The sequence below is a fragment of the Nonomuraea sp. NPDC049784 genome (assembly GCF_040659615.1).
In the GTDB taxonomy this organism is placed as follows: domain Bacteria; phylum Actinomycetota; class Actinomycetes; order Streptosporangiales; family Streptosporangiaceae; genus Nonomuraea.
In genome coordinates this window covers 30027-54027 of sequence record NZ_JBFAMX010000008.1, presented here as the reverse complement: position 1 = coordinate 54027, position 24001 = coordinate 30027, and the positions used below count along the sequence as shown (strand labels likewise).

The 24001-nt window shown below is 69.5% G+C and carries 26 protein-coding genes and 1 pseudogene; 10 read left to right on the top strand and 17 right to left on the bottom strand.

Annotated features, from left to right (window positions below; all coding sequences use genetic code 11):
* The first annotated feature begins 72 nt into the window (after positions 1–72).
* The gene (locus AB0J09_RS04130) at positions 73–930 is read left to right on the top strand and encodes a fructosamine kinase family protein (protein WP_360684775.1); all 858 of its coding nucleotides are present in this window, start codon (positions 73–75) and stop codon (positions 928–930) included.
* Here the strand turns inward: AB0J09_RS04130 and AB0J09_RS04125 are convergent.
* From AB0J09_RS04125 to AB0J09_RS04110, 4 genes are all read right to left on the bottom strand, one after another.
* Complete coding sequence (locus tag AB0J09_RS04125) at positions 927–1655, bottom strand: hypothetical protein (protein WP_360684772.1); 729 nt, start codon at positions 1653–1655, stop codon at positions 927–929. The genes AB0J09_RS04130 and AB0J09_RS04125 overlap by 4 nt on opposite strands.
* A gap of 127 nt (positions 1656–1782) precedes the next feature.
* Complete coding sequence (locus tag AB0J09_RS04120; protein WP_360684769.1) at positions 1783–2256, bottom strand: hypothetical protein; 474 nt, start codon at positions 2254–2256, stop codon at positions 1783–1785.
* A 105-nt stretch (positions 2257–2361) separates the two neighbouring features.
* On the bottom strand, positions 2362–2916 hold the full coding sequence (locus tag AB0J09_RS04115) for an exonuclease (protein ID WP_360684766.1): 555 nt from the start codon (positions 2914–2916) through the stop codon (positions 2362–2364).
* 19 nt (positions 2917–2935) lie between these two features.
* Positions 2936–3490: a hypothetical protein gene (locus tag AB0J09_RS04110; protein ID WP_360684763.1), complete on the bottom strand. Its 555-nt coding sequence runs from the start codon at positions 3488–3490 to the stop codon at positions 2936–2938.
* A 157-nt stretch (positions 3491–3647) separates the two neighbouring features.
* Here AB0J09_RS04110 and AB0J09_RS04105 point away from each other — a divergent pair, with 157 nt between their 5' ends.
* The gene (locus AB0J09_RS04105; RefSeq protein ID WP_360684760.1) at positions 3648–4112 is read left to right on the top strand and encodes an anthrone oxygenase family protein; all 465 of its coding nucleotides are present in this window, start codon (positions 3648–3650) and stop codon (positions 4110–4112) included.
* A gap of 40 nt (positions 4113–4152) precedes the next feature.
* Here the strand turns inward: AB0J09_RS04105 and AB0J09_RS04100 are convergent, their stop codons facing one another.
* The 4 genes and pseudogenes from AB0J09_RS04100 to AB0J09_RS04085 all read right to left on the bottom strand — a co-directional run bounded on the left by AB0J09_RS04100 (position 4153) and on the right by AB0J09_RS04085 (position 7264).
* Positions 4153–4335 (bottom strand): zinc ribbon domain-containing protein, encoded by a 183-nt coding sequence (locus AB0J09_RS04100; RefSeq protein WP_360684850.1) that lies wholly within the window; start codon positions 4333–4335, stop codon positions 4153–4155.
* A gap of 64 nt (positions 4336–4399) precedes the next feature.
* Positions 4400–5341, bottom strand: a pseudogene (locus AB0J09_RS04095) (transposase); the annotation flags it as partial.
* Between the two features lie 148 nt (positions 5342–5489).
* Positions 5490–6869, bottom strand: a complete 1380-nt coding sequence (gene lpdA / locus AB0J09_RS04090) for a dihydrolipoyl dehydrogenase (protein ID WP_360684757.1) — start codon at positions 6867–6869, stop codon at positions 5490–5492.
* Between the two features lie 20 nt (positions 6870–6889).
* Entirely contained in the window at positions 6890–7264 is a 375-nt protein-coding gene (locus tag AB0J09_RS04085; protein ID WP_360684754.1) for a tautomerase family protein, read from the bottom strand.
* Between the two features lie 19 nt (positions 7265–7283).
* Here AB0J09_RS04085 and AB0J09_RS04080 point away from each other — a divergent pair, with 19 nt between their 5' ends.
* From AB0J09_RS04080 to AB0J09_RS04070, 3 genes are read left to right on the top strand one after another with little or no spacing between them, the layout of a single operon-like run.
* On the top strand, positions 7284–7934 hold the full coding sequence (locus AB0J09_RS04080) for a response regulator transcription factor (protein ID WP_360684751.1): 651 nt from the start codon (positions 7284–7286) through the stop codon (positions 7932–7934).
* Positions 7935–7940: 6 nt separating this feature from the next.
* On the top strand, positions 7941–8993 hold the full coding sequence (locus AB0J09_RS04075) for a quinone-dependent dihydroorotate dehydrogenase (RefSeq protein WP_360684748.1): 1053 nt from the start codon (positions 7941–7943) through the stop codon (positions 8991–8993).
* Positions 8994–9003: 10 nt separating this feature from the next.
* The gene (locus tag AB0J09_RS04070; RefSeq protein WP_360684745.1) at positions 9004–9558 is read left to right on the top strand and encodes a GNAT family N-acetyltransferase; all 555 of its coding nucleotides are present in this window, start codon (positions 9004–9006) and stop codon (positions 9556–9558) included.
* A gap of 1 nt (position 9559) precedes the next feature.
* Here the strand turns inward: AB0J09_RS04070 and AB0J09_RS04065 are convergent, their stop codons facing one another.
* The 4 genes from AB0J09_RS04065 to AB0J09_RS04050 form a co-directional block, all read right to left on the bottom strand.
* The gene (locus AB0J09_RS04065; protein ID WP_360684742.1) at positions 9560–11152 is read right to left on the bottom strand and encodes a beta-N-acetylhexosaminidase; all 1593 of its coding nucleotides are present in this window, start codon (positions 11150–11152) and stop codon (positions 9560–9562) included.
* Positions 11149–11961, bottom strand: coding sequence for an N-acetylmuramoyl-L-alanine amidase (locus AB0J09_RS04060; protein ID WP_360684739.1), 813 nt, complete (start codon positions 11959–11961; stop codon positions 11149–11151). The genes AB0J09_RS04065 and AB0J09_RS04060 overlap by 4 nt, the downstream gene beginning before the upstream one ends.
* A 92-nt stretch (positions 11962–12053) precedes the next feature.
* On the bottom strand, positions 12054–12302 hold the full coding sequence (locus AB0J09_RS04055; RefSeq protein WP_349454252.1) for a hypothetical protein: 249 nt from the start codon (positions 12300–12302) through the stop codon (positions 12054–12056).
* Positions 12303–12517: 215 nt separating this feature from the next.
* Positions 12518–13567 carry a LacI family DNA-binding transcriptional regulator gene (locus AB0J09_RS04050; RefSeq protein WP_360684736.1) on the bottom strand — a complete coding sequence of 350 codons (1050 nt, stop codon included), beginning with the start codon at positions 13565–13567 and terminating at the stop codon, positions 12518–12520.
* Between the two features lie 155 nt (positions 13568–13722).
* Here AB0J09_RS04050 and AB0J09_RS04045 point away from each other — a divergent pair, with 155 nt between their 5' ends.
* Positions 13723–14373: a TetR/AcrR family transcriptional regulator gene (locus AB0J09_RS04045; RefSeq protein WP_360684733.1), complete on the top strand. Its 651-nt coding sequence runs from the start codon at positions 13723–13725 to the stop codon at positions 14371–14373.
* Between the two features lie 131 nt (positions 14374–14504).
* On the opposite strand, the gene bldC is transcribed toward AB0J09_RS04045, so the two are convergent.
* Both bldC and AB0J09_RS04035 read right to left on the bottom strand, forming a co-directional pair.
* Positions 14505–14708 carry a developmental transcriptional regulator BldC gene (gene bldC, locus AB0J09_RS04040; RefSeq protein WP_013133571.1) on the bottom strand — a complete coding sequence of 68 codons (204 nt, stop codon included), beginning with the start codon at positions 14706–14708 and terminating at the stop codon, positions 14505–14507.
* Positions 14709–15030: 322 nt separating this feature from the next.
* Entirely contained in the window at positions 15031–15894 is an 864-nt protein-coding gene (locus AB0J09_RS04035) for a hypothetical protein (protein ID WP_360684730.1), read from the bottom strand.
* Between the two features lie 107 nt (positions 15895–16001).
* Here AB0J09_RS04035 and AB0J09_RS04030 point away from each other — a divergent pair, with 107 nt between their 5' ends.
* Positions 16002–17081, top strand: a complete 1080-nt coding sequence (locus AB0J09_RS04030; RefSeq protein WP_360684728.1) for a Glu/Leu/Phe/Val dehydrogenase dimerization domain-containing protein — start codon at positions 16002–16004, stop codon at positions 17079–17081.
* A 150-nt stretch (positions 17082–17231) separates the two neighbouring features.
* Positions 17232–17459 (top strand): DUF3073 domain-containing protein, encoded by a 228-nt coding sequence (locus AB0J09_RS04025; RefSeq protein WP_345001228.1) that lies wholly within the window; start codon positions 17232–17234, stop codon positions 17457–17459.
* Between the two features lie 154 nt (positions 17460–17613).
* Here the strand turns inward: AB0J09_RS04025 and purM are convergent, their stop codons facing one another.
* Together purM and purF are read right to left on the bottom strand one after the other, a co-directional pair.
* On the bottom strand, positions 17614–18639 hold the full coding sequence (gene purM / locus AB0J09_RS04020) for a phosphoribosylformylglycinamidine cyclo-ligase (protein ID WP_360684725.1): 1026 nt from the start codon (positions 18637–18639) through the stop codon (positions 17614–17616).
* Between the two features lie 67 nt (positions 18640–18706).
* A complete protein-coding gene (gene purF / locus AB0J09_RS04015) occupies positions 18707–20143 on the bottom strand; it encodes an amidophosphoribosyltransferase (protein ID WP_360684722.1) in 1437 nt (478 codons plus the stop codon).
* A 231-nt stretch (positions 20144–20374) separates the two neighbouring features.
* Here purF and AB0J09_RS04010 point away from each other — a divergent pair, with 231 nt between their 5' ends.
* Positions 20375–21367: a hypothetical protein gene (locus AB0J09_RS04010; protein WP_360684719.1), complete on the top strand. Its 993-nt coding sequence runs from the start codon at positions 20375–20377 to the stop codon at positions 21365–21367.
* Here AB0J09_RS04010 and AB0J09_RS04005 read toward each other — a convergent pair.
* Positions 21364–21801 carry a sterol carrier family protein gene (locus AB0J09_RS04005; protein WP_360684716.1) on the bottom strand — a complete coding sequence of 146 codons (438 nt, stop codon included), beginning with the start codon at positions 21799–21801 and terminating at the stop codon, positions 21364–21366. The genes AB0J09_RS04010 and AB0J09_RS04005 overlap by 4 nt on opposite strands.
* Positions 21802–21915: 114 nt before the next feature.
* On the opposite strand from AB0J09_RS04005, the gene AB0J09_RS04000 reads away from it, so the two are divergent.
* A complete protein-coding gene (locus AB0J09_RS04000; RefSeq protein ID WP_360684713.1) occupies positions 21916–23976 on the top strand; it encodes a PhoX family phosphatase in 2061 nt (686 codons plus the stop codon).
* Positions 23977–24001: the final 25 nt, after the last annotated feature.

The following is a 24001-nucleotide window of genomic DNA, read 5'->3' as shown; positions in this document are numbered from 1 at the left end:
TCCTGACCGGGAGGCACCATGATCATGAGGTGGGGTAGCCAGACCCGTCAAACAACGGTGAAACTTTCAGACGTGGATCTTCTACTCGAACGGCTGCGCGAAGCCGGGTTCGATGCCGTGTCCGCGGAGACGGCCAGCGGGGGAGTGGTGGCGCTGGCGGGCCTGGCGACTCTGCGCGACGGCTCGCGCGTGTTCGCGAAGACCCTGCGCACGCCCGTACAGGACCTGTTCGAGGTCGAGGCCGAAGGGCTGCGGGCGCTGCGCGAGCTGGGCGGCGTCACCACCCCCGAGGTGCTGGCGGCCACCGCCGATCTGCTCGTACTCGAACCCTTACCGCCGCGCCGCGGCGACGACGAGCGCTTCTGGGATGCGCTGGCCCGCGCCGTCGCCACCCTCCACACCAACAAGGCCGACCGGTTCGGCTGGCACCGGGACGGCTGGCTGGGGCGCCTGCGCCAGGACAACGCCTGGGACGCGGACGGGCACGCCTTCTTCGCCCAGCGCAGGATCCTGCGCTGGCTGCCGGAGCCGCTGGTGGAGGCGGCGTTCGACCGCGAGGAGCGCCGAGCGCTCGAACGCCTCTGCGCCGCCCTCCCCGAGCTGCTCCCGCCACAGCCGCCGGTGCTGACGCACGGTGATCTTTGGTGCGGGAACATCCTCTCCGGCCTGGCCGGAGGCCCGGCGCTGGTCGATCCGGCCGTCTCCTACAGCTGGGCGGAGGCCGACCTCAGCATGCTCTGGTGCTCGCCGCGCCCGCCCGCCTCGGACCGGTTCTTCGAGGTGTACGCGGACGCGGCGGGCCTGGCCGACGGCTGGCGGGACCGCATGCCGGTGTTCCACCTGCGCGAGCTGCTGAGCAGCATCGCCCACGACGACTACGCCCCGGAGTGCGCCGCGGAGGTCCGCGGGATCATCAGACCCTTCGCCTAGTTGTACTTGTAGAGCCTGGTGGCGATTCGCCGGTTGTGGTGGTACACCGAGGCGCGGTACATGCTGACGGCCAGGTCACCGTGCTCGGCCTTGCCGCAGGTGTTCACCCCGGCCAGCTGGTGGATCTCGAAACGGGCGGTCGGGTCTCCGGCGACGAAGTACTGGGCGCGGGCCTGGTACGTGTCGGCGCCCGTGTCGCAGGCGAAGACGAACGTGTTCTGCTCGCCGAAGCACAGGGTCGCGGCGCCCTTGGTCGAAGTGCAGGTCTTGGCTCGAGCCCGGGCCTCGGCGGGCGTAACCCGCGTTTCCCGCTTTACCGGATATTTCGTCATATCGCGTACGGTTTTCCACCGCCCGAACCTGACCCGATGATTCCCTTCGTAGAGCGCCGCACGGAACGTCACGATTTTCCCGATTTCCCGATTACCTCGGATCTCGCCCGTCCGCCCCAGGTTGTGGATGACGTACTTGGTGCCCAGGTAGCCGTTGAGGTAGAACTCGACGGCGGGATGGAGGTTGTCGTTGGCCGTGTCCTCGATCGTGATCCCGGGCCGATCGCTCCCGTCCGGCCCCACGCACGCCTCCGCACCCTTGATCCGAAGGCACTCGGGCTCCTTCTCGACCGCTGCCGGCCGGGTGACGGCGGGAGCGGACGCGGTGACCGCCGGAGTGACCGGCCGGGGCTCCGCCTCGGCCGCGGCGGGGCTGAACACCGTGGTGGTCACCGCGACCGCCGCTATGAATATCCGACTTAACGCCATTCGAACCTCACCAGCCTCACAAGTCACACGTCGCCTGTTTCGGTGTGACGCGAAAAATGCGGGAAAGGTTCCGAATCCCGGCAAAGGGCGTTCAGCGGCCGTTCATACGATGCCGGGACGTCAGCGTGGCCAGCGTGAGCAGGAGCGCGCTCTGGGCGAGCATGCCGGGCGCGAGCGGTGGCGCCTGGCCGACCGACTTGGTGAGCGCGTACCACCATTGGGTGAACGGGGAGAGGGCGTCCCACGCGGGATCGGCCGCGCCCGCGCCGTGGTTGACGGACACGTGCATGAAGACGCCGTACGCGGACGCGAGCAGGACGACCAGCGCGATCACGCGCACCACGGTGGTCGTCCGCGGGGAGTCACGCAGGGCGAGCAGCACGAGCGCGAGTCCGAGCAGCGCCAGGGCCGCCCACGGGATCAGCTGGACCGGGCTCTGCCAGTGGCGTTCGAAGGCGAGCTCGAGTGCGGCGCCCAGGATGCCGATCGCGACGAGCCCCAGGAGTCCGAGGCGCACCAGGGCGGGGCGGGCGGCCAGTGCCGGTGAGGTCGAGGTCGAGGCCATGTGGGATCACCATCCGGTCCGAGAGGCTCTCCGGTCGCCTCCAAGCTCTCCGGGCTCCCTCAGAGGTTCCTGTGCGAATCCTGAAGATCTCGTGAAAAAAACCGCTCAACCCCGCGGCTGGCGGAGAGCCGCCTCGAACACCTGCGCCAGCTCCGCCGCGTCCTCCCCGGCATGATGCGTGTGCGGCACACCTTCGAGCCCCAGCTGATGCTTGATGGCCCCTTTGCGCGTCTCGACCCACTCGCAGCCGGTCCGCCCCATCCAGTAGCTCCGCAGATCCACGCCCGAGCCGGTCGCCCCGAACGGGCTCTTGCCGGTGAACCGCATGAAGTACCAGTGCACGAACATCCCGTCCCACACCGCGGGCGCGGCGAGGAACACGGGACGCCCGATCTCGCGCAGGCCGTTGACCCAGCGGGCGGCCGCCGCCATGGCCTCCTCGGGGGCGGGCGCCTCGCGCAGCAGCCGGTCACGGTCCAGGCCCGAGACGGCCAGCGCCGCGGGCACGAAGTCGTCGGAGATCGGCCGCAGCTCCGTGTAGAACGTCAGCTCCGCCCGCCCGGCCACGGCCATGCCCAGGGAGATCATGCTGTACGGGCCCGGGATCGGACCGTCGGCCTCCACGTCGACGGCGACGTACAGCTCAGGAAGTCGAGACACGGCTGAAAGGCTAGCCCCTTCAGAAGGCGCGCCACTCGTCGAACCAGGACCCCACCTCGCCCGCCGGCACGCCCGCCCGCTCCGCCAGCCCCATGAACGCGTCGCCCGCCTCCTCCCGGCGCAACGTGTCGATCAACCCATGGCGCTCGTCGAGGGCGTTGAGCGTCTCGACGAACTCCCTGAGCACCTCCCTGGCGTCCGCCACCGCACCGGGATCGTCGGGGCTCAACAGCCCGATGGCCTGCGCGGCGGCCGCGTACGCCCGGCACGCCGCCGCCCCCGCCCGCCGATCGTCGTCCACCCAGTCGCGCAGCGGATTGTCGATGTTGGCCGCCAGCCACTTGTCCGACTTGGCCCCACGCAGCCGGACCCGGACCTCCGAGCCCCGGAAACGCTCCTTGATCGGCCTGCTCTGGCTGCTCCTGAGCGAGGCGACGTTGAGGTGCCGGAGTGACCCGCCGGGCGGGGGCAACATCGGCGCCTCGACCCCGTACGCGTCGATCAACTGCAGCGTGTGCAGGCTCGGGAAGGCGGCCTCGCCGACGAGCCCGCCGTACGGGCCGAGCCACTCCACACGCAGCGACTCCAGGTCTCCCGCCGCTCCTCAGTCCAGGCGGGGGCGCGCCCCCGCGTGTTCATGGCCTCCGCTTCGTGGAGGCGGGCTCGGTCGCCGGGGAGTCGCCGCCTTCCCTCGCGTGGAAAAGAGCCCGCGCGGGGAGGATCATTGCCGCATGGATGTACTCGCGGCCGTCGCGGCGATCCTCGCCCTCGTGCTCAACGGCCTGATGGCCGGCCTCTACTTCGCGTTCTCGACGGCGGTGACGCCGGCCCTCGACGCCATCGACCAGGACCACGCGGCCGACGCCATGCGCAGCGTCAACAGGAAGATCCTCAACCCCCGGTTCCTGCCCACGTTCACGCTGTCGCCGGTCGTCGCGCTGGTCGCCGGGATCCTGCTGCTGCTGGCCGGGGCCGGCCTGCCGGGCGTGCTGGCCATCGCGGCCGCGCTGGCCGGCTTCCTCGGCTCGATCGTGGTGACGGCCGTGGTCAACGTGCCGCTGAACAACGCGCTGGACGCGGGCAGCGTGGACTGGCCGGGCTACTCGCCCCGCTGGACCCGCTGGAACAGCCTGCGCGGCTGGTCGTGCGCCATCGCTGTGGCCCTCCTGGGCATGGCGCTCTACCTCTGGAATTGACATCCTCCCCCTCTGCAAAGAAGGGGGATTCCAACAGCAACTACCCCACGAGGAGGAGGTCGCGTTGAGGTTCACGGTTCGCAGGCTCGCCCGACGGCGAGCCTCCCCGTGCAGACACGGCCTGCCCTGCCGCGTGTTGAATGTTGCGGGCCGCGTTCACGTCGGCGTTGCTGGCGTATCCGCAGGATCGGCAGCGGAAGACAGCTCTCGCGCGCCCTCCGATCCACGATCCCGCAGGCCGAGCACCGCAGACTCGTAAACGCGGGGTTGACCTTCACTAGTCGGCCCACGGCCTTGTGCTCCAAACGCCCGACCAGCAGGCCCCAGCCCGCCGCGAGAATGGAGCGGTTGAGCCCGGCCTTCTGGCGGACATTACGGCCCGGCACTTCCAACGTGCCCTTGGCCGACCTGGTCATATTCCTGATCTTCAGGTCTTCCACACCGATGACGTCGAAACGCCGGGCCAGGTCGGTGCTAATCTCCTCCGCCCAATCCTTGCGCCGGTCCGCCTCACGCGCTTTCAATCTCGCGATCGCCAAGCGGACCTTCCCACGACGGTTCGACCCGCGCTTGGCCCGTGTGATCTTGCGCAGCAGTCGCAGCAGCCGTCTCTTCTCGCTGTCGCGGAGCGTAGGCGCCTTCAGCAACTCACCCGTGGACAGGGCTGCGCTCGCGGCCACACCCCGGTCAACGCCGACCACCTGCCCCGTTCCCGGCATAGGGATGGGTGGCGGGATCATGGCAAATGCCACGTGCCAGCGGCCCGTATGGTCGCGGGTGACGCGGTAGGACTTCATACCTTCCGGTACGGCGTGGGACCAGCGGAAGCGTACCCATCCCACCTTGGGAATCTTCACCTCGCCCACATTGCGGGACAAGCGGCGCACGGCGTCCGGCTTGACCGCGACGATCCGAAAGCCCTCTCCCCGGCCGCGTTTGCGCCAGGTCGGCCTGCGGTGGGACCCGGCGAAGAAGTTGCTCACGGCCTGAGCGAAGTCCTTGAGGGCCTGCTGCTGGACGATGACCGAACCGGCCCTCAGCCACGCGAACTCAGCCCTGGCCTCTGTCAACTGACGGCACTGATCAGCGAACCCCGGCGCGGCCTTACGGCCCGACCTCCAGCAGGCATGCTGTTCGACGGCCAGATTCCAGACAAAACGGGCGTGAGCGCAATGCTCCAGTAGTGCCGCCTCCTGGGCGGGCGTGGGCTGGAGCCGGTAACGGGACACGCCGATCAACTTAACGACCGCCACCGACAAAACCGGGACTACTGGAAACGACCCGCCGTTCCACGTCTTCGTCACCGCCCTGAAGGACGGGGACCACGCTGCAGGCGTCCGATGATCGGTACGGTCGCGCCGTACCGATCACCAAAGGTCACATGTTGATCATGTGGCCGGCGAGGCCGTGGATCGCCTCCTTGACCGCCTCGCCGAGCGTGGGGTGCGCGTGGACGTTGCGCGCGACCTCGTGCACCGTCAGGTCCCACTGCTGGGCCAGCGTCAGCTCCGGCAGCAGCTCGGTGACCTCGGGCCCGATCAGGTGGGCGCCGAGCAGCTCACCGTGCGTGTTGTCGCTGATGATCTTGACGAACCCGGCCGTGTCGCCCAGCCCGTGCGCCTTGCCGTTCGCCGTGAACGGGAACTTCGCCACCTTCACGTCATAACCCAGGTCACGCGCCTGCGCCTCGGTGTAGCCGAAGCTGGCGACCTGCGGCTGGCAGTACGTCGCCCGCGGGATCATCACGTAGTCGAGCTCCATGGTCTCCGCGTTGGCGATCGTCTCGGCGGCGATGATGCCCATGGACTCCGCGGCGTGCGCCAGCATCAGCTTGGCGGTGACGTCGCCGATGGCGAAGATGTGCGGCACGTTCGTACGGCAGCGCCCGTCCACCGCGATGGCGCCCCGGTCGGTCAGGGCCACGCCCGTCTTCTCCAGGCCGTAGCCGTCGACGCGCGGCTGGAACCCGATGGCCTGCAGCACCTTGTCGGCCTCGAGCACCTGCGTCTGGTCGCCCCTGGTGACGGTGACCTTGACGGAGGCGCCGCTGTCCTCGATGGCGTCCACGCGGGTCGAGGTCAGCACCTCGATGCCGAGCCGCTTGTAACGCTTGGCCAGCTCGGCCGACACCTCCTCGTCCTCCAGCGGCACGACCCGGTCGAGGAACTCCACGATCGTCACCTTGACGCCGTAGTTGTGCAGCACGTACGCGAACTCCACCCCGATCGCGCCGGCGCCCGCGATGATGATGCTGCCCGGCAGCTCCTCGGTGAGGATCTGCTCCTCGTACGTCACCACGCGCTCGGACAGCTGCGTGCCGGGGATCAGACGAGTGGTCGCCCCCGCCGCGATGATGCAGTTGGAGAACGTGATCGTCTCGCCGTTCACCTGGATCGTGTTCGCGTCCAGGAACGTGCCGCGACCGTCGTACTCCGTGATGGCGTTCTTCTTCATCAGGTAGTGAACGCCCTTGACCCGCCCGTCGGCCACCTTGCGGCTGCGCTGGAAGGCCGCCCCGTAGTCGAAGCTGACCTGGCCGCTGATGCCGAACGTCTTGGCCTCGTTGTTGAAGATGTGGGCCAGTTCGGCGTTGCGCAACAGCGCCTTGGACGGGATGCAGCCCACGTTCAGGCAGACGCCACCCCAGTACTTCTCCTCGACGACCGCGGTGCGCAGTCCGAGCTGGGCGGCGCGGACCGCGGCCGTATACCCTCCCGGACCCGCGCCGAGAACGACGACGTCATAGTGAGTGCTCATGAGTCGGACCATACCGTCAGCTAGACATCGACCTTGTACGAGAGGGTGAGCTCATCCGCCGGCACCCCGCGGATGCCCCAGTTCGTCTTGGGCATCTCGATGATGGTGATCTCGACGTCCTCCGGGTCATAGCCCGATCTGTCGTAGATCTCCCTGATCAGGGCCCGCTTGGCGTCGTCGCTCCGCCCGGTGAAGCAGATCACCTCGATGATGAGGTAATTCTCACTACGCCCTGGGCAGACGAAGTCGTCCTCGTCCAGCAGCAGGAACCGGTGGAAGCGCTTCTCCGGAGGCAGACCCCACGCGCTCACCAGGCACGACTGCACCAGATCGGAGATCTCCCGCTGCCGTCCGGCCCACACGTCCCTGCGCCCGTACACCTTCACCTGTGCCATGTCGGCCAATATAGAGGTCGTGATCCGCATACTCCTGGCCGACGACGAGGCCATGATCCGCGCCGGGGTCAGGGCGATACTCGCGTCCGACCCATCGCTGGAGGTGGTGGCCGAGGCGGGCGACGGCAGGCAGGCCGTCGATCTGGCCATCAGCCACCGGCCCGACGTGGCGCTGCTCGACATCCGCATGCCCAGGCTCGACGGGCTGGCCGCGGCGGGGGAGCTGCGCAGGGTCGCGCCGCGGACGGCCGTGGTGATGCTGACCACGTTCGGGGAGGACGACTACATCGCCAAGGCGCTCGACGTGGGGGCCAGCGGGTTCCTGCTCAAGTCGGGCGACCCGCGCGAGCTGATCGCCGGGATCCACGCGGTGGCCGAGGGGGCCGCGTACCTGTCGCCGAGGGTCGCCCAGCGGGTGATCGCGCAGCTCGGGGGCGCCAGGATGGCCAAGGGGGCCAGGGCCCGCGACCGCATCGAGGTGCTCACCGACCGCGAGCGCGAGGTGCTCGCCCTGGTCGGAGCGGGCATGTCCAACGCCGAGATCGCCCGCGAGCTGCACATCGTCGAAGGCACGGTGAAGGCGTACGTGAGCGCCATCCTCACCGGTCTCGACGTACGCAACCGGGTGCAAGCCGCGATCATCGCCCACGAGGCCGGGTTGGTAGCCTGACCCGTGATGTATCGCCTCGTATTCACGCAGGTCTTGCGGCGTTTCGACGCCGAGGCCGTGCACCATCTCACCGTGGGCGCCTTCGCGCTCCTCGCCCGGCTGCCCGTGCTCAAGCGGCTGCTCCACCGGGCGCTCGCCCCGCACGACCCGGCCCTGCGGGTGACCGCGTTCGGCGTGCACTTTCCCGGCCCGCTCGGGCTGGCCGCCGGGTTCGACAAGGACGCCGCGTGTGCCGAGGCCATCGCCGCGCTCGGCTTCGGCCACGTCGAGGTCGGCACGATCACCGCGCACGCCCAGCCGGGCAATCCGCGCCCGCGCCTGTTCAGGCTGGTGCGGGAGCGCGCGCTGATCAACCGGATGGGCTTCAACAACTCCGGGGCCGCGGCCGCCGCCCGCAGGCTGCGTCGCGCCCGCGGCGTCCCCGTCGTGGTCGGGGTGAACATCGGCAAGACCAAGGTGGTGCCCGAGTCGGGGGCCGTGGCCGACTACGTGGCCAGCGCCAGGCAGCTCGCCCCGCTGGCCGACTACCTCGTGGTCAACGTCAGCTCGCCCAACACGCCGGGTCTGCGGAACCTCCAGGCCGTCTCGCTGCTGCGGCCGCTGCTCACCGCGGTCAAGGAGGTCGCGGACGCCACGCCCCGCCGCACACCGCTGCTGGTGAAGATCGCGCCCGACCTCGCGGACGAGGACGTGGACGCGGTCGCCGACCTGGCGGTGGAGCTGGGCCTTGACGGGATCATCGCCACCAACACCACGATCAGGCACGGAGGCGAGACCGGCGGGCTGTCGGGCCGCCCGCTCAAGGGCCGCTCGCTGGAGGTGCTCAGGCGCCTGCGTGCCAAGGTCGGCGACCGCCTCACGCTGGTTTCGGTGGGCGGCGTCGAGGACGTGGACGACGTCTGGGAGCGCCTGCTGGCCGGGGCGACCCTGGTCCAGGGCTACACGGGCTGGATCTACGGTGGCCCGCTCTGGGCCTCGCGCATCCACCGCCAGCTCTCCAGACGCGTGCGCCGCCACGGCCTGAAGTCCATTACGGAGGCCATAGGTCGTACGGCCTAATCTAGGACGGGTGATTGAAGACGTACCCCTTTCGGACGGCGTCATCCTGCGCCTGGCCGCCGAGCAGGACGCCGAGGCACTCCTGCACGCCTACAACCGCAACCGCGACCACCTGAAGCGGTGGGAGCCCCGCAGGCCCGCGGAGTTCTTCACCTTGCAGGGACAGGCCCTGCGGCTCAAGGACCTGCTGGAGCAGCAGGCGCAGGGCCGCTCCATGCCGTGGGTGCTGGCCGACGGCGACGAGATCGTGGGCCGCGTGACGCTCAGCGGCATCGTCCGCGGCCCGTGGCTGAGCGCCGATCTCGGCTACTGGGTGGACGGCGGCTACACGGGCCGCGGCCTGGCCACCGGGGCCGTGCGGGAGGTGTGCCGCATCGCCGACCAGGAGATGGGGCTGCACAGGGTCGCGGCGAGCACCCTGCTCGACAACGTGGCCTCACAGAACGTGCTGCTCAAGGCCGGGTTCGAGCCGTACGGCACCGCTGATCGCTACCTCGCGATCGACGGCAGGTGGCAGGACAACCGCCTCTTCCAGCGCATACTCAACGACCGCCCGGCCCCCTGAGTCACACGCTCGGCCGGGTCGACTCCGCGTCGTGGGTCATGGCGTCGATGCGGCCCATCACGTCGGAGACGTTCACCACGCCCGGCCGGTGCGGGCGCCGCCGCTGCCAGGGGTGCGGCCCGCCGAGGGGCCGGTACTCCACCCCGATCGCCTCCAGCCGCCCCAGGTGCTCCTCCAGCCGCCCCGTGAAGCCGCCCGAGGACGACCCTGCCCAGGCCACCTCCGCCAGGGCGCAGGCCCTCGGCCACAGGCGGTAGTCCACCGTGCGGGCGTCGGGCACGCGCTCGGTCCAGAGCTGCGCCTGCACCCCCAGGACCCGCGCACGCTCCTCGTCCGTCCACGAGGCGGGTGCGGGGTCGAAGCCGGCCACATCGGAGACGGTGATCGCGTCCCCGATGGCCATCGGCTCGTCGGCGGAGGACGCCTCCGCGTAGTCGAAGTACAGCGGGAACACCGGGGTCGCCACCACGTCGTGCCCCGCCACCGCGGCCCGGCGGCCCACGCCCATGCCCCGCCACGGCATGACCACGGTGTCCTCGCGCAGCCCGCCGCTGACGAACGCCTCGTCCCACACCACGGCCCGCGCGCCCCGCTCGGCCAGCTCGTCCGCGAGCCGCCGCAGGAACCACGCCTGCAGGTCGTTGGCGGAGGCCAGCCCGAGCGAGTCGCGGTACGCGGCGATCTCCGCCGACTCGGTCCAGTGGTCCAGCACGACCTCGTCACCGCCGATGTGCACGTAGGGCGTCTCGCCCAGCGCCCCGATCAGCTCGTCGAAGATCGTGGTCAGGAACTCGACGGTCGGCGGCAGCGGCGACAGGATCGCGGAGGAGATGCCCCAGCGGTCGAGCACGTCGTACGGCTCCCCGGTGGCCCCGAGCGCCGGGTAGGCCGCCAGGATCGCCGACGCGTGCCCCGGCACGTCGATCTCGGGGACGATCGTGACGCACCGCGCGCGGGCGTAGGCGCCGATCTCCGCCAGGTCGTCGAGCGTGTAGTAGCCGCCGTGCGGGACCCCGTCGTACGTCTCCGGCTCACGCCAGAAGTTGGTCGCCGTGCGCGGGCGGTGCGAGGAGACCTCGTGCAGCAGCGGGTATGCCCTGCTCTCCACCCGCCACCCCTGGTCGTCCACCAGATGGAGATGGAGGCGGTTGAGCTTGTGCATCGCCATCAGGTCGATCAGGCGGAGTATCTCCCGCTTGGGGAAGAAATGCCGCGCCACGTCCAGATGCAGCCCACGCCAGGCGAACCGCGGCGCGTCCTCGATCCGCACCCCGGGCACGGGCCACGAGGCCCCGGTGGAGAAGCGGTAGGAGGCGTCGGGCAGCAACTGGTGCAGCGACTGCGCCGCGTAGAAGGCCCCGGCACGCCCGCCGGCCACGATCTCCACGCCCCGGGAGCCGACCGTCAGCCGGTAGGCCTCCTCGCCCAGCCCCGGATCCCGCCGTACGTCGATCTCACCTGAGTCGCCGGGGCGCAGGTCCAGGCTGGGGAGCGCGAGGCGTACGGCGTCGACCAGGTCGCCGGACACGGTCGCGCCCGAGGTCAGCTCGAAGGATGCGGAAAGCTCGGTGAGCAGCTCTGGGCGAGGGATCATGCTTTGAGATACTGCTGCAATCCGTTCGCCAGCGCCACTGCGACCTTCTGCCGGAACTTCGGATCCTTCATCTTGGCCGCGTCCCCGGCGTTGCGCATGTTGCCGCACTCGATGAAGATCTTCGGCACCGTCGACAGGTTGAGCCCGCCGAGGTCGTTGCGGTAGTCGAGCGCGTTGCGGCCGACGTAGTTGGAGTACGGGACGCCGGTGCCCTTGGCGTAGGCGTTGCGTACGGCGATCCCGAGCTTGCTCGAGGCGCCCACGACCGGGTCCACGGGGCCGTTGATCTTCTTCGGCATGATGATGTGGAAGCCGTGGTTGCCCGGGGCCGACCCGTCGCCGTGAATGGAGATCGCCGCGGCGGCCTTGGCCTTGTTGCCGATCGCGGCCCGCTGGGTGATGCAGGGGCCGACGCCGTTGTTGCCGGTCCTGGTCAGCTTGACCGTGGCCCCGCGGTCTTCGAGGATCTTGACGAGCCGCTGTGAGACGTCCCAAGTGAAGGCGGCCTCGGTAAAGCCGCTGTTGGTCTCGGTGCCCGTCGTGTCGCAGGGCTTCCACTGGGTCAGCACGTTGACCTTGCGGTTGATGGCCTTCGGGTCACGGTAGTTGCCGCCGTTGTGGCCTGGGTCGATCGCGATGACCTTGCCCTCGAGCGGCTTGGCGCTGGGCGGGGCCTGTTTGGCTGGAGCCTGCTCCACGACGGTCGCGGGAGCGGCCTGACCTGCCGCGGCGCCACCGGAGCCGGTGCCGCCACACGCGGAGGCGATCAGGCCGCAAACGGCGAGTACTGAGGCTTGCAGAGCACGCATGGCATCCAACTTACGACAAGCCTGGAGCTCAAGCCTGCCTTATGCCGACTACGGCGAGTGGAGGGGGCCGTGCGTCCTCTGGGCCCGCGCCCTCACCAGACGTGCTCGCCGACCTCCTGTCGCTCCAGCAGGGCGGCCAGCTCCCGCGCGTCCTCGGCGTCGAGCCCGAGGACGACGCGGGGCCGCCCCCATGGGTGGTCGAGGGAGTGGGCGACGTAGCTGGCGACCGACTCCGCGGTGCCGTCGTTGCCCCGGCCCCTTCCCGCCCGCCAGTGCCCCCAGGCACGCTCGAGCTCGGCCGCCGCGCGCTGGGCGCAGGACACCAGTTCCGGATCACGCATGACTGTTCCCCCGGATCAGATCGTGACCGGAGCGAATCCGGCCACAATTAGCATGACCCTGACGAGTAAACAGCCGCGCGGCCACGGCACCGCGCGGCTTGACCCAGCCTTGAGACTTTGCGCACAAGAAACCTGCTGCAGCAGACTGCCGCCCTACGGTCGTGTGCGTGATCCTCGCCATAGCGGCAGTCGGCTTTGCAGATTTCTTATTCGTCTTAAGCGGGACCCGTGCTACGTCGCACGATCAGCTCGGGACGGATCTCCCGCAGGCGCGAGACCTTGGCGGGATCCCCGATCCGGTCACTCAGCAGCGCCGCCGCCGACCTGCCCATAGTGCGGCGAGGCTGGTCGACGGAGGTGAGCGAGATGTGATGGGAGGCCGACAGGTGTGTGTTGTCATAGCCGACCACCGAGAGGTCTTGCGGGACACGCAGGCCCAGTTCGCTCGCGGCTGACAGCACGCCGAGCGCTACCACGTCATTGGCGGCGAAGATCGCCGTAGGCCTGGGGTCGCGGGTCAGCAGCGCGAGCGCCGCCTCCCTGCCGCCCTCCTCGGTCGAGTCCGCGGCCTCGACCATGATGTACGGCGCCAGCGAGTGCCTGCGCATCGCCACGAGGTAGCCCTCGCAGCGTGACGATCGGCGGCCCTCGATGTGCGCGATGCGCTTGTGGCCCAGCTCGACAAGGTGGTCGATGGCCAGGCGAGCGCCGAGCTGGTCGTCGTCGACCACGATGTCGACGCCGTCGAGCTCGATGTCACGTTCCCCTACGACGACGGTCGGGGTGTAGGCGGTGGCCTCGATCAGCGTCTCGCTGGTCGGCGCGATGCCCAGGAGGACCAGCCCGTCCACCCGGAGCTCGAGGAAGGCCTCCACGGCCTCGTCCTCGAAAGCCGGGTCCCACTGGCTGTTCCCTATGAGCATGCGCAGCCCGTCGCCGTGCAGGCTCTCCTGCAGGCCGTCGAGGAACTCGGCGTAGAACGGATTGTGCAGGTCGGCGACGAGCGCGCCCACCAGATGCGTACGGCCTTCCACCAGGCTCCGCGCGACCGCGTTCGGCCGGTAGCCGAGTTCGCGGGCGGCCTGTAGCACGGCCTGGCGCCGGTGCTCGCTCACGTGCGGGGAGCCGCGCAGCACGAGAGAGACCAGCGATTTCGAGACGCCGGCTCGTTCGGCGACGTTACGGATGGTCGGTCTGGGCCGAGGCAGCGTGTCTACCTCTCTGAGCTCAGTAATGGTTGAAGTGTTGACGGGCGGTCCTGACATGTGTCTCCCCCGCGATGCGGATATGGGCACCTGTCTGACCAAACGATCGAGTTAGCCGCAGGGTACGGCCTCGGTCACTGATTGACTCAGGGATGCCGATATTGACCGGATAGCCACACGTCAACCGGCGGCATGGCGTCGGCTACTGTGCAGGTGTGACACCCGGGAAGTCAGCCGAGACGGCACGACCGGCGCGGCGCAGGCTCAGCGTCGACCGGCGTCGCGAGGAGCTCATGGCGGCCGCGCTCGAGCTGTTCAGCACCCGCGACGCGGAAGACGTCTCGATCGACGACGTCGCCTCCGCGGCAGGTGCTTCGCGGGCCCTGGTCTACCACTACTTCGGGGGCAAACAGGAGCTCTATGTGGCCGCGCTGAAAAGCGCGGCGGAGCAGTTGGAGTCCCGGCTGCGCCCCCAAGAGGGCGGCAGGCCGCTCGACGAGCTGGCCTCGGGGCTCAGGCGTTACTTCGATTTCGTCGAGGAGCACGCGACCGGTTTCGCCGCGTTGCTGCGTGGGGGACCCGCCGACAGGGCGGGCGAGGTCGGTGAGATCGTCGACGGTGTGCGCCTCCGCCTCTTCCGCCTCATCCAGAAGCAGATGAGCGTCGAGGAGCCGAGCCCGGTGCTCCGCATGACCCTGCGGTCGTGGATCGCCTCCGTGGAGACGGCCGGCCTCGACTGGCTCGAGCGCCGCGACATCGAACGACCGACGCTGGAAAAGCTGCTCGTCGATCACATGGTCGCGCTGCTCGGCGTGGCCGCCGCGCACGACGACGACGTGGCCAGGCTGCTCGAGCGGCTGGCGTAGAGATCCCTCGCGGGAAGAATGGCGCCGGGCGGGCGGCGCCAACTCTCCCATGCGACGTTGTCGTCACAGTGGTGCACCAGGCCGTCGGCCTGGCTCACCAAACCCCCCTGAGGTTCGTGACGACCCCTCACTTACTCCGAGCGCTGCTGCGGAATGCCCGCGAGCAGTGCCCGGACCTCGGTCTCCCGGTAACGCCGATGACCGCCGAGGGTGCGAATCGACGTCAACTTACCCGCCTTGGCCCACCGCGTAACGGTCTTGGGGTCGACCCTGAACATGGTCGCGACCTCGGCGGGCGTGAGCAGTGGCTCGGCCTCGGGTGTACGAGCTGACATTTGTGCGGCCTCTCCTCCGTGTGGACCGGCTTAGCGATCCTGTGACTGCCTTTGCGCGTGTCACGGATGTCCCTCTATGGCACAGAGCGTGCGGCTTTTCTGAGCCATATGCGGCATCACCCGATGTGACCATACCGCCACGCAGAGCGATTGGCGAGCCCTTCTTTGACCCAACTGCCCGCCCTCATGGGGATGTCACGCTCGGTGATTCTAGCGACACGGTTCGTGGTATCGCAGTGAAAACGGCAAACTACTCAGTTCGCAGAAGAGAGCAGCCGCGAGACGTGACCTACTCATGCAGGTCAGACGGTCGTATTGGGCCTCAGTTGGCAGATTCCAGCTGTTGCATTGACTTCCACCGGAGGATCACCCTCTGGTACATGGCGTAGGCAAGTTCTTCTTGACCCGTGTCCAGGCCCGTCAGAGCGGCCGCGAGCTCCGCGACCGACTGGTCCGCCTGCAGCGCGTCGTCGTCCATGAGGTGAACCAGCCCGCCGTAGTCGAGCTCGACCAGTGAGTGGGGATGGAACTCCTCCAGCCACCTGGCGATGTCCTCCACGTCGAAGTTGGCCGCGGCATCCCCCAGGTGCCGGCGCATCACGCCGAGCGCGCGAGCCGTCCGCCTCCTCGCCTGTGCCATGGAGGTGACGTAGATGAGGTTACGTCCGGTAGTGGTCGTCACATCCTGTCCAGGTGTGGAGGAGCCAAGCACCAGCCAGCGCTCGTTTCCATCAAACGGCACGAACCACGATGGCGGCACATGCCACGCCGTGGTGCGAATGTGGGTGCGCAACGCGGACGAACCGGCCTGCCGCTTGAACCGGTCGAAGTCGTCCGCGGTCTGGTCGGCGATGGCCTTGGGCACGAGACGGTCCATCAGCTTCACGGGAGTGGTGCCACGCAGCCTTGAGAAGGCCAGCCACGAGCGCAGACGGGTTTGCCAAGGGCATACGTATAGCCGGTCCTCAACGCGCCTCAGATAGGCGTTGGGGCTCTCCTGGGCGGGAACGGGTTGGGGGGGGATGCCGAGAAGGCGCATCACCGACTCGCCGTGCTCCGCATTGAGCGCGTTCGCGCGCCGTGGGCGGTCTCGTGAGTCGGCGTAGTCGGCCCACAGCTTGCGCTCGGACTCGGCGAACGCGGTCAGTGGCTCATAGACGCGGAGGTAGGCGGCATAGGGCAGCACGGAGGCATCGTGTCACGAAGCGAACCTGCGTGCACCGTTGAGGCTTACTACGCTGAGAGGCGATCTCCGTCGCGAAGGCGCGGCGGACCGGACAGGGAGTCACCACCGTGACCGACGTCTTCGGCTCGTCCCACAAGGACGTCCACGAGCAGGTCGTGTTCTGCGCCGACGAGCAGAGCGGCCTGCGTGCCATCATCGCCATCCACAACACGGCACTGGGCCCGGCCCTGGGGGGCACGCGGTTCTACCCGTACGAGAGCGAGAGCGCGGCCCTGGCCGACGTGCTCAATCTCGCCAAGGGCATGGCCTACAAGAACGCGCTGGCCGGGCTCGACCTGGGAGGCGGCAAGGCAGTCATCATCGGCGACCCGGCTCGCGACAAGAGCGAGGCGCTGCTGCGCGCGTACGGGCGATTCGTGCAGTCGCTCGGCGGCCGCTACATCACGGCGTGCGACGTGGGGACCTACAGCGAGGACATGGACGTCATCGCCCGCGAGTCCCGCTTCGTGACCGGCCGCACCCGGGCCCATGGCGGGGCGGGTGATTCCTCCATCCTCACGGCCTTCGGTGTGTTCCAGGGCATGCGGGCCTCGGCCGAGCGCGTGTACGGCACGCCGTCGCTGCACGGCAGGCGAGTCGGCGTCGAAGGGGTCGGCAAGGTGGGCCACCGCCTGGTCGAGCTCCTGCGCGAGGACGGCGCCGAGGTGGTGATCTGCGACGTCGATCCCAAGGCGGTCGAGCGCGTGCGCCAGCATCGCCCGGAGGTGGACGTGGTGGCCGACGCGGTGGAGCTGACCGGGTCCGACATCGACGTGTTCGCGCCGTGCGCGCTGGGCGGCGCTCTCGACGACGCCGCGGTCGTCAGGCTCCGGGCCAAAATCGTCTGCGGCGCGGCCAACAACCAGCTGGCCCATCCCGGTGTCGAGAAGCAACTCGCCGAGCGGGGCATCCTGTACGCGCCCGACTACGTCGTCAACGCCGGGGGAGTGATCCAGGTCGCGGACGAGATCGAGGGCTTCGACATGGAGCGAGCCAGGTCGAAGGCGACCCAGATCTATGACACGACTCTGAAGATCTTCCGAATCGCGGCCGATGAGGGCGTTCCTCCCGCCGTCGCAGCGGATAGGCTAGCCGAGCGCAGAATGTCGGAAGTCGGGCGTATTCGGGGCATTTGGCTGGGCCGCTGACGCCCCGCGCCCATACGACGTACCGAGCTGGGCACAAAACAGGTACGGTAATAGGCGAACGATAGGCTGACGCCCAAAGTGAGCGGCGTCAGTGTGTGGTGCGTTAGCGACGAGGGGTCGGGGACGACCCCACACGAGGGGGTCGAGCCAATGGGGCGCGGCCGAGCAAAGGCCAAGCAGGTCAAGGTTGCTCGCCAGCTGAAGTACAACAGCGGTGGCACGGATCTTGACCGTCTTCGCGACGAACTCGGGGTCGGAGACTCCAGCAGTGACGACGCCGACGACCTCAACGATGAGCTGGCGGATCGCTATGCCGATTACGCCGATGACTATGGCGCCGGAGACGACGACGATGGCCGTCCTTCCGGTCGTCGGTAGCCGTCCTGGTTGATGTGGCGAAGGCCCCGGCGCGGGTCCGCGTCGGATCTTCCCATGCTCGTCGGGCCCCACGGGCAACCGTGGGGCTTCGTCACGTGGACGTTATTTACGCTTTGAGCCCCCGCCCGCCAACGGGCCGGGGGCTCAAGTCGCGCTACCGGTAGTGCGACTGCCCGTTTCCAGGGACGATCTCACCCATCACCCAGGCGTCCACTCCCCGGGCCGCGAGCACCCGGATGGCCTCGTCCGCGGAGTCGGCGGCCACCACGGCCGCCATCCCGACCCCGAGGTTGAACGTCCGGTCCATGTCCGCCTGCGCGATCCCGCCATGCCCGGCCAGCACGCCGAAGACGGCCGGCGGCGTCCACGAGGACCGGTCCAGCACCGCGTCCAGATGCCCCGGCAGCGACCGCGACAAGTTGCCCTCGATGCCCCCGCCCGTGATGTGCGCGTAGGCGTGCACGTCGACGGCCTTGGCCAGCTCCAGGCAGTCGAGCGAGTAGATCCGGGTGGGCTCCAGCAGCTCCTCGCCCAGCGGCCGCCCCAGCTCGGGCAGCACCGCGTCAAGGGAGAGCGAGGCCTCGCGCAGCACGTGGCGCACCAGCGAGTAGCCGTTCGAGTGGATGCCCGAGGACGCCAGCCCCAGCACCGCGTCGCCCGCCTGGACCCGCGAGGGCCCCAGCATGGAATCGGCCTCCACGACGCCCGTGCCGGCCCCGGCCAGGTCGTACTCGTCCGCTCCCATCGCCCCGGGGTGCTCGGCCGTCTCGCCGCCCACCAGCGCGGCCCCCGCCAGGCGGCAGCCCTCGGCGACCCCGCCGACGATCTCGGCGATGCGCTCGGGGACCACCTTGCCGCAGGCGATGTAGTCGGTCATGAACAGCGGCTCGGCCCCGCACACCACCAGGTCGTCGAGGACCATGCCGACCAGGTCGATGCCGATCGTGTCGTGCTTGCCGTACTGCTGGGCGATCATGACCTTGGTGCCCACGCCGTCGGTGGAGGTGGCGAGCAGCGGCCGCCGGTAGCGCAGCAGCGCCGAGGCGTCGAACAGCCCGGCGAACCCGCTGGCGTCGTCGACGACCTCGGGCCGCCGTGAGCGCGCCACCTTGGCCTTCATCAGGTCGACGGCGCGCTCGCCCGCCGCGATGTCGACGCCGGCGGCCTCATATGTGCTCACGCAGCCTCCTTCGTCGGCAGCGTGAGCACAGTGCTGCTGTGTCGATTGGTTCGCTCGCTACGCTCGCTCACGCTTTGCTCTCCAGCACGAACTTGCCCACGTTGTCCTGGTCGATGGGAATGGGGTACGAGCCGTCGAAGCAGGCCCTGCAGAGGCGCTCCGCGGGAATGGTGGTGGCCTTGGTGAGGCCCTCCAGGGAGATGTAGCCGAGCGAGTCGGCGCCGAGCGAGGCCCGGATCTCCTCGACCGTCAGCGACCCCGCGATCAGCTCCGCCCTGGTGGCGAAGTCGATGCCGTAGAAGCACGGCCAGGCCACGGGCGGCGAGGAGATGCGTACGTGCACCTCCTTGGCCCCGGCCTCGCGCAGCATGCGGACGATGGCCCGCTGCGTGTTGCCGCGCACGATGGAGTCGTCCACGACCACCAGCCGCTTGCCCTCGACCACCTCGCGCAGCGGGTTGAGCTTCAGCCGGATGCCGAGCTGGCGGATGGTCTGCGAGGGCTGGATGAACGTGCGGCCCACGTAGGAGTTCTTGACCAGGCCCTGCCCGTACGGGATCCCGCTCTCCTGGGCGTAGCCGACGGCGGCCGGGGTGCCGGACTCCGGCGTGGGGATGACCAGGTCGGCCTCGACCGGGTGCTCGCGGGCCAGCACGCGGCCGACCTCGACCCGGGTGACCTGCACGCCACGCCCGGCGATGGTGGTGTCGGGGCGGGCGAGGTAGACGTACTCGAAGAGGCAGCCCTTCGGCTCGGCCAGGGCGAACCTGCGCGACCTGACGCCGCGCTCGTCGATGGTGAGCAGCTCGCCCGGCTCGATCTCGCGGACGTACGTGGCGCCCACGATGTCGAGCGCGGCCGTCTCGGAGGCCACCACCCAGCCCCGCTCCAGCCGGCCCAGGACCAGGGGGCGGATGCCCTGCGGGTCGCGGGCCGCGTAGAGCGTCTTCTCGTCCATGAACACGAGCGAGTAAGCGCCCTTGACCTGCGGGAGCAGCTCCGCCGCCGTGTCCTCGATGGAACGGCTGCGGTCCTGCGCGAGCAGCGTGGTCAGGACCTCGGTGTCGGTCGTCGCGCGGGTGGAGCCGGGAGCCAGGCGCTGGGCCAGCTCCGGGGTGTTGATGAGGTTGCCGTTGTGGGCGAGCGCGAGCCCACCGACCTCGGTGGAGCTCAGCGTGGGCTGCGCGTTCTCCCACACGCTCGAGCCGGTGGTGGAGTAGCGGCAGTGGCCGATGGCCAGGTGGCCGCGGAGGGTGCTGAGCACCGACTCGTCGAAGACCTGGGCGACCAGGCCCATGTCCTTGTAGACGAGAATGCGGCTGCCCTCGCTGACCGCGATGCCCGCGGACTCCTGACCGCGGTGCTGCAACGCGTACAGCCCGTAGTAGGTGAGTTTGGAAACTTCCTCGCCCGGAGCCCAGACGCCGAAGACGCCACAGGCGTCTTTAGGAGCGCGGTCATGGGGGTCCAGGTCATGGCCGAGCCGGCCGTCGCCCTTCAGCACATGCCTCAGTCTAGGTTGACGGCTTCTGTGCTCGCACACTCGGGGGCGATATCGAGGACCTGGGTTGACCTGCCCGGCCGTGGTTCGCGGCCCAACCGCAGGGCCGGCCCTCGCCGCTTTGTCGCATGGAGACCCAAGTATGGGCGGCCTTTTACCGTGTCGTCTGGTTTAACCGATGCCCTCCGCGAAAGGGTGAAGTATCCGGCATGCAGACCGTCGGGGAGACGCAGCGTGACCACATCTGGGGACCCGAACGAGCCCCGCCCGGGGCAGGACCCGCGCGAAGGCCGTCGGGAAGAGGAAGAGCCGGGCCAGCCCGCGCCCGATTGGTGGCGCGAGGGGGAGACTCCCGAGGAGGGCGGAGAGCGTCCTGGGGAGGGCGAGGAGCCGATCGCTCCCGTGCCACCCGTGGTGCCGCCGCCCGACGTGCCGCCGACGCACGAGCCGAGGCCGGGCGGCGAGCCGACCCATCCCGACCTGCCCACCTCGCCCGAGACCCCGCCGCCCGTCGGCGGCGATGCCGAGAAGACCCAGGCGTTCCCCGTTCCCGGGGCCACTCCGACGTACCCCGGCTGGGGAGGCACTCCCGGCGAGGGGGAGCCGCCGGCCAAGCCGACGCCGTCGCGCTATGAGGAGGGCGGGCCGCCGTCCTTCACGCCGCCGGAGCAAGGCGCGCCACCGTCCGGGGCGGACGCCGAGACGACCCCGCCCGGGGGATTCCCCCCGCTAGGGGGAGGCCCTCCGCCGACTGGTCAGGGCATGCCTGGTGGCGGCCCGTACCAGGGCGCGTACGGCGCCCCGCAGGGCCAGGAGCCGACGGTCCCGGGCACCATGCCCTCCAGCCCGTACGGCGGCCCGCCCGGCTACGGCCCGCCACCCGCGGGAGCCCCTTACGGCGTCCCCTACCAGCAGGCCCAGCCGGGCAGCGGCCTGGCCACCGCGTCGCTGGTGCTCGGCGTGGCCAGCCCGTTCCTGGTGTTCGTCTGCTTCACCGGCGTGATCACGGCCATCCTGTCGATCGTCTTCGGCTGCGTGGCGCTCGCCAAGCGCGTCGGCAAGGGCCGCGCCATAGCCGGCATCGTGATCAGCGCCCTCTCGCTCGTCCTCTTCGCGATCGTGGCCATCTGGTTCTGGAGCGTGGTCCAGGAATGCGCCCACCTGCCGGGCCAGCTCGCCGACAGGTGCTTCGAGCAGAAGTTTCCCTGGATGAGCGGCACCCGCTAGAGCGGTAGATGCTCCGACAGGTCCGCCCGCGCCCCGCTGGCGGACACCAGGCCTTTCGCCATGGCCTCGGCCCAGGTCAGGCGGCCCAGGGCGAGCTCGATCCAGGTGCGCCCGTCCATCTCCACCACGTTCGGCGGCGTGCCCCGGGTGTGGCGGGGGCCTTCGATGGCCTGGACGGCGGCGTACGGCGGGACGCGGACCTCGACGGTCCTGCCCGGCGCGGCGGTCGCCAGCTTGTCGAGCAGGAAGCGCACCGCCTGCCTGCCCGCGTCGCGCTCGGGCTTGACCCCGCGGTCGTAGGCGGCCAGCACGGCGGCCACGAGCGCGTCGGGGAGCGAGGAGGCGGGGCCGTCGTAGGGAGGCTCGTCCAGGGCGACGAGCTGGCCGTCGAGCGCCGATCTCAGCTTTTCCTGATCCAGTTTGCGTGGTGGCACCCCACCATTGTCTCCCTGGAAGCGTTCATCGAGACGGAGGTCTTCGTTCACCTCAGGTTTCGCCGGCAGCCGTACTCTCCCGGCGGTACAACCGCGCACACTTATGGAGGACCTGTGGCGAACCCCAACGCGGGCGGGCGGCTGCTGCCGTTGCTCTCGACCCCGCACAAAGGCGGTCGCTCCGCGCTGACCTGTCAGTTCCGCTGCGGCAACGCGTGCGCGCATGACGTGGCCAACACCACTGGCAACGCCTACTTCGGCGATGTGGTGAAGGAGGCGCTGTCGCGGCGCGGCGTGCTGCGCGCCGGCGCGCTCGGCGCCCTCGTGGCCGGCGCGGGCATCGCGGGGGCCGCGCCTGCCATGGCCGACGAGCCGGAGGCGGCGGCCGCGGCCAAGGGTGGGCCGACCGGCGACATTCGTTTCACCCCGGTGGCGCCGAACAAGAACGACGCGTTGAGCATCCCCGAGGGCTACCGCTCGTCCGTGGTCGTGCGCTGGGGCGACCCCGTGCTGCCCGACGCGCCCGCCTTCGACTTCGACAACCAGACTGCGGACGCGCAGAACAAGCAGTTCGGCTACAACTGCGACTACGTCACGCTCCTCCCGATGGGGCGCGACCGCGGCCTGCTCTGGGTGAACCACGAGTACACCGACGAGAGCCTGATGTTCCGCGGTTACACCGGTGGCGCGGCCGCGACCGAGGAGCAGATCAAGATCGCGCTGGCCGCGCACGGCGGCGCGGTCGTGGAGATCGAGCGGGCGAACGGCACGGGCGAGTGGAAGCTGGTCACCAAGGGACGCCGCCGCTACAACCGCCGCATCACCGCTCAGACCCCCATGACCTTCTCCGGCCCCGCGGCCGGCAGCGACCTGCTCAAGACGGCCGCCGACTCCGAGGGCCGCAAGCCCGTCGGCATGCTGAACAACTGCTCGGGCGGCACCACCCCGTGGGGGACGGTGCTGACCGCCGAGGAGAACTTCGACCAGTACTTCGTCAACGGCGACAAGGTGCCCGAGGCGCAGAAGCCGTACATCTCCCGCTACACGATCACCACGGGCACGCCGTCGAGCAGCCGCAGGTTCGACCGGGTCGAGGAGCGCTTCGACCTGGCCAAGCACCCGAACGAGGCCAACAGGTTCGGCTGGGTCGTGGAGATCGACCCGTTCGACCCGCAGTCCACGCCGGTCAAGCGGACCGCGCTCGGCCGGTTCAAGCACGAGGCCGCCAACACGACGCTGGCCCGCGACGGCCGTCTGGTCGTGTACATGGGTGACGACTCGCGCTTCGAGTACATCTACAAGTTCGTCTCGAAGAACCGCTACATCCCGGGCTTTGACCGGCACAACCGGACGCTGCTGGACGAGGGCACCCTGTACGTGGCCAAGTTCACCGGCGACAGCCCCGCCGCCGAGATCGACGGGAGCGGCAAGCTGCCCTCCGACGGCCAGTTCGACGGCTCGGGCGAGTGGATCCCGCTGGTCTCGGGCGACAAGTCGTACGTGGACGGCATGACCGCCGCCGAGGTCCTCGTCTACACCCGCGTGGCCGCCGACAAGGTGGGCGCGACCAAGATGGACCGCCCGGAGGACATGGAGCGCAACCCGGTCACCGGCGGCGTGTACGTGGCGCTGACCAACAACACCAACCGCACCGCGGCCCAGGTGGACGAGGCCAACCCGCGCCCGTCGAACAAGCACGGCCACATCCTGGAGCTCGTGGAGCAGCGGAACGACGCGGGCGAGAAGACGTTCGCCTGGTCTCTCCCGCTGGTCTGCGGCGACCCGAACGACGCCACCACGTACTTCGGCGGCTACGACAAGACCAAGGTCTCGCCGATCTCGTGCCCGGACAACGTGACGTTCGACAAGGACGGCAACCTGTGGATCGCCACGGACGGCAACCAGCTCGGCAGCAATGACGGCATGTTCGTGATGTCCGTACGCGGCAAGGAGCGCGGCCACCTGCGCCAGTTCCTCACCGTCCCGGTCGGGGCCGAGACCTGCGGTCCGCTGGTCACCGAGGACCAGCGCAGCGTGTTCGTGGCGGTGCAGCACCCGGGCGAGACCGACGGCGCCAGCCCGGACAACCCCTCCAGCCGCTGGCCCGACGGCGCCCAGCCGCGCCCGTCGGTCGCGGTGGTCTGGCACGGCCAGGGCAAGAAGATCGGCGCTTGACCTCAAGTTAACTCGAGGCCGTACT